Origin of the sequence: Nitrososphaera sp. (assembly GCF_050748925.1) — an archaeon.
Lineage (GTDB): Archaea > Thermoproteota > Nitrososphaeria > Nitrososphaerales > Nitrososphaeraceae > Nitrososphaera.
In genome coordinates this window covers 1-3,573 of sequence record NZ_JBOGQF010000162.1, presented here as the reverse complement: position 1 = coordinate 3,573, position 3,573 = coordinate 1, and the positions used below count along the sequence as shown (strand labels likewise).

6 protein-coding genes and 1 pseudogene are annotated in these 3,573 nt (G+C 55.0%); 4 read left to right on the top strand and 3 right to left on the bottom strand.

What is annotated here, in order from left to right; translation table 11 throughout:
* A pseudogene (rps15p, locus tag ACREAY_RS10675) lies at positions 1–269 on the bottom strand (30S ribosomal protein S15); the annotation flags it as partial.
* A gap of 115 nt (positions 270–384) precedes the next feature.
* Here rps15p and ACREAY_RS10670 point away from each other — a divergent pair.
* Both ACREAY_RS10670 and ACREAY_RS10665 read left to right on the top strand, forming a co-directional pair.
* Complete coding sequence (locus ACREAY_RS10670) at positions 385–741, top strand: hypothetical protein (protein WP_431755754.1); 357 nt, start codon at positions 385–387, stop codon at positions 739–741.
* A 138-nt stretch (positions 742–879) separates the two neighbouring features.
* On the top strand, positions 880–1,122 hold the full coding sequence (locus ACREAY_RS10665) for a hypothetical protein (protein WP_431755753.1): 243 nt from the start codon (positions 880–882) through the stop codon (positions 1,120–1,122).
* Positions 1,123–1,158: 36 nt separating this feature from the next.
* On the opposite strand, the gene ACREAY_RS10660 is transcribed toward ACREAY_RS10665, so the two are convergent.
* Together ACREAY_RS10660 and ACREAY_RS10655 are read right to left on the bottom strand one after the other, a co-directional pair.
* Positions 1,159–2,334 (bottom strand): glycosyltransferase, encoded by a 1,176-nt coding sequence (locus ACREAY_RS10660; RefSeq protein WP_431755752.1) that lies wholly within the window; start codon positions 2,332–2,334, stop codon positions 1,159–1,161.
* A gap of 26 nt (positions 2,335–2,360) precedes the next feature.
* On the bottom strand, positions 2,361–2,951 hold the full coding sequence (locus ACREAY_RS10655; RefSeq protein ID WP_431755751.1) for a TIGR00296 family protein: 591 nt from the start codon (positions 2,949–2,951) through the stop codon (positions 2,361–2,363).
* A gap of 86 nt (positions 2,952–3,037) precedes the next feature.
* Here ACREAY_RS10655 and ACREAY_RS10650 point away from each other — a divergent pair, with 86 nt between their 5' ends.
* Both ACREAY_RS10650 and ACREAY_RS10645 read left to right on the top strand, forming a co-directional pair.
* Positions 3,038–3,211: a hypothetical protein gene (locus ACREAY_RS10650; protein ID WP_431755750.1), complete on the top strand. Its 174-nt coding sequence runs from the start codon at positions 3,038–3,040 to the stop codon at positions 3,209–3,211.
* A 26-nt stretch (positions 3,212–3,237) separates the two neighbouring features.
* On the top strand, positions 3,238–3,573 hold a 336-nt coding region (locus ACREAY_RS10645; RefSeq protein WP_431755749.1), incomplete at its 3' end, for an isocitrate lyase/PEP mutase family protein.

The following is a 3,573-nucleotide window of genomic DNA, read 5'->3' as shown; positions in this document are numbered from 1 at the left end:
CTTTCAAGGTCTTCAGGCATCTCCAGCTTTACGTTGTTGTCGGCAAGCACCTGCGTCAGGGTCTTGCCGGTCACCGACTTGACAAGCGGGACGGCGTGCTCGTCGCGCAGCTTCATGCCGATTTCGCTTGGGCCGAGGCCTTCTTTGGACATCTTGACCACGAGCGCAGAGATCTGGTCTGGGCTCTGGGTCAACCACGAAGGCGAAGACTTTGAAGTGGGACGGATGGAATGGGACTTGCCATGAGTATGAACGTGAATTCGCGCCATTACGCATTAACAGCTTGGCATGCAGGAATTAAATGTTACTTGAAGGCCGTGCGTAAAACGAGCGTCGCAGCCTATTCAGAAAAGTTAAATATTAGAATTTAAAAGGGTATTCAGTATGAACAAGCCAGCGATAGTGGCATTAGCTGTAGTAGCGGTTTTGTCTGCTGCAGTTGCATCAGTTCAGGTAGCTTACGCACAGTACGGTGGCCAACAAGCAGGAATATCACAAGAGCAGCTTGACAGATGCGCGGAATTAGGCATTGATAAGACCGTGTGTTCAGAGAGCACCATCCTTCAAAGAGAGAAGTTTGAGAACATACAGAATAACCTAGACAATCCAGACAAAGGTTCCGGAACAAACTACTTCTCAGGCAATGAGACGTATGTTTACATCGGCATCTTGGCTGCGATCTTTGGTGGCGTAGCTGCAATGTTCTTCATCAAGGGAAGAGGCGGTTCTCCTCCAAGCTAGACATCTCTTCTTTTTCCTTTTTGTTTATTTTTCATTTTTGCACCCTAGCTTGCGCTCTACGGATGGATTCTTTCCATATTGAGGTGCGACGCATGGCAACCAAAATGTATATATCTTTGAGTTCCATGGACTAACGTAATGAACTTCGGAAGTCTATTTGGGCAGATCGGTCCGAACTACGACCCACTGTTCTACGACGTCATGGTCTACATATTCGGAACCATGCTGTTTGCAGTGTTCCTGCTAGGCGTGATCGCCTTCTGGCTTAGAAGGAAGGGTCTCGGTGGCGGCTCTGCAAAGGAAAAGTGGTCGCAAGAGCTCGAAAGGTACTTTGAGCGCGAGCAGATCGGCCTGATTCCAGACGAAAAGCACCACTGGTAAACCACTCGGGGCTAACGAGCCCTTTTTATCTTTCTTTTATTGCAAATACGAGCTTACAATCTTGACAACATTGTCGATGCCGTCAAGCTTCTCAGTCATCGCTTTCATCTGCAAAGTCTTTTCCCGGTAGGAAGGGTCGCCAAGGACCTGCTCTATCGTCTGTGCTATCTGTTCAGGCCTTACTTTTTTCGGGTGCACCATTGCGCCCAGCCCGAGTTCCGCTATTTTCTGGGAGTTGCCCAGCTGCTCCCCGTGGTTCTCTATCGGGATGGTGACTACCGGCTTGCCAAACTGGATTGCCTGCGAAAGCGCAGTGTGGCCTCCCCTCATCAACACCGCGTCGCTGAGCGTAAAGACTTCGTCGCGGATTGGGCACCATTCATAGTACCACGTAGACGGGCCAATTTTGAGCGGCTCGGCGCTGCCGTTTGGCCTGCCCTCTGAAAAGACAAACTGGACCCTGCCTTCAAGGTTTTTTGCCGCCACAAGTGCGAGCCTTATCATCGGCATCCGGGTCTCCAAGGGGCCGCTGATGTGCACGAATACCGTTGGCCTGGAACGGTCAAAGCCAAGCTTTTCGGCGACAGCGTTGGCCTGCTCTTCAGTCACGCGCGGCTTCGGCGCAGTAAAGCCAATGTATTCCAGCTTTTTTGCCGCCGAGGCCACGCCCCAGATGTTGTGAGCGGATATCGTGTAGGGCGGCGGCAGGTCCGGCACCAGTATGCGGTCTGCAACGCTCCACATGGAGCCGAGGAACTCGCCCACCATCTTTTCAAAGAGCCGGGAGAGCCTGAACTGGCGCAGCCGTGGCGAGAGCAACAGCTTTACCTGGTTCAAGAGCACGATTGACGGTATGCCCATCAGTTTTGCGGCCAAAAGGGGCGACAGCCGCGAATCTGACAGTATGACGTCCGGGCCGTACATCGTCATGTTGCGCGTCTCGCAGTTGACCTGACGCGTAAGGTTGGTGAACCAGAGCGGGATGTTGGCCAGGCTGTGCTTTATCGAAAAGCCGCCCTCTGCGCTCCACGCAAACTCTACCGGCGGCACGGTGGCGCACCGATAGCCCCTCATCGAGACATAGCTTGCAGCCTCGCCGTACGATGAAAAGCGCACGTCCACGTCGCTCTGCCGCAGGTGGTCTGCCACCATCACAAGCCTGCTTGCATGCCCGAGGCCAACGCCATAGGGTGCAAGGTACGCCGTCCCCACTGCGCGAAGGGGGCTTGCTGGCGATATTATTTGTATTGCTCCAGACGCGAGACCCTGCCTCCCGGCTCCAGCTCTTTGAAGACGATTACACGGAACGAGTACAGCTTTGACGACGGGTCCTGCCAGACGTCTGCAGGCGCGCTCGCCTTGTAGCAAATGTTGGCAAGGTATTCGTCTACGTCCCAGCCCAGTTCGACGGGCACCTGCGGCAGCAGCAGACCAGAGCCGTACTCCCACCGCAGCAAGAGCCCGTCCCTTCCTATCCTGATCTGCTTTTTGTAGTCAGGTTTCAGCTCTTCCGGCTCTGCCAGAACGCTCACTTCAAAGATGATGTTGCCAAGCTCTTTAGAGTTAACCGGCGCAAAGCGCGGGTCTTCAGTCGCCGCGGCAATAGCCGCATCGATGACTGACTGGTGCAGTTGCTTGCGGGGCAGTGCAAAGCCGATGCAGCCGCGCAGGTGCTCCTCCTTGCCTTTGAGATAGTTGAGCGTAACAAAGACCCCGGACATGGGCGATTCGCCCTTTTCCGGCTTGACGATTACTGATTCGCGGACGTACCGCTCCACGGCGGTCCGCGCCAGCCGGACAAGCCGCTCGCCATGTGCGTCTGACAGCATATCGCACGTCTTTGGCGCCGCGGCCTAAAAAGCCATTGGGAGTGGCCGGAGCTAGACATATTAACAGTAACCTGCAATGTTGAGCCATGATGAACTGTCCGGTGTGCGGGGCGATTATGGTCTGGCTCAACGGCTCTGTCCTCCATGACCCGCCGACAAAGCACTACCAGTGCAGAAGGTGCAGCATCAACGTGACCAGCCTGCCGGATGGCACGGTAGAGACCGAGCAGGTCAAGCAGCCCACCGCCCATAACGCATAATAACATTCTACGGCTCTTATCCGCAGATGCAGTCACTGAGGGAGCAGCTTGAAGACAAGAACAGGATTATAGTTTTGCCCGGCGTATTTGACGCGCTGAGCGCGAGGATTGCAGAGCAGGTAGGGTTTGAGGCGATGTTCCAGACCGGCTATGGCTCTGCTGCCGCGCTCCTCGGCATGCCGGATTTCGGCTTTTTGAACGCAGGAGAGACGGTCGACAACGCAAGGCGCATAATCCGCGCCGTCGACGTGCCAGTGCTTGTCGACGCAGACACGGGCTATGGCAACCCCCTCAACGTCTGGAGGCTTGTGCAAGACCTTGAAGCGCTGGGCGCTGCAGGCATGTTCCTAGAAGACCAGATC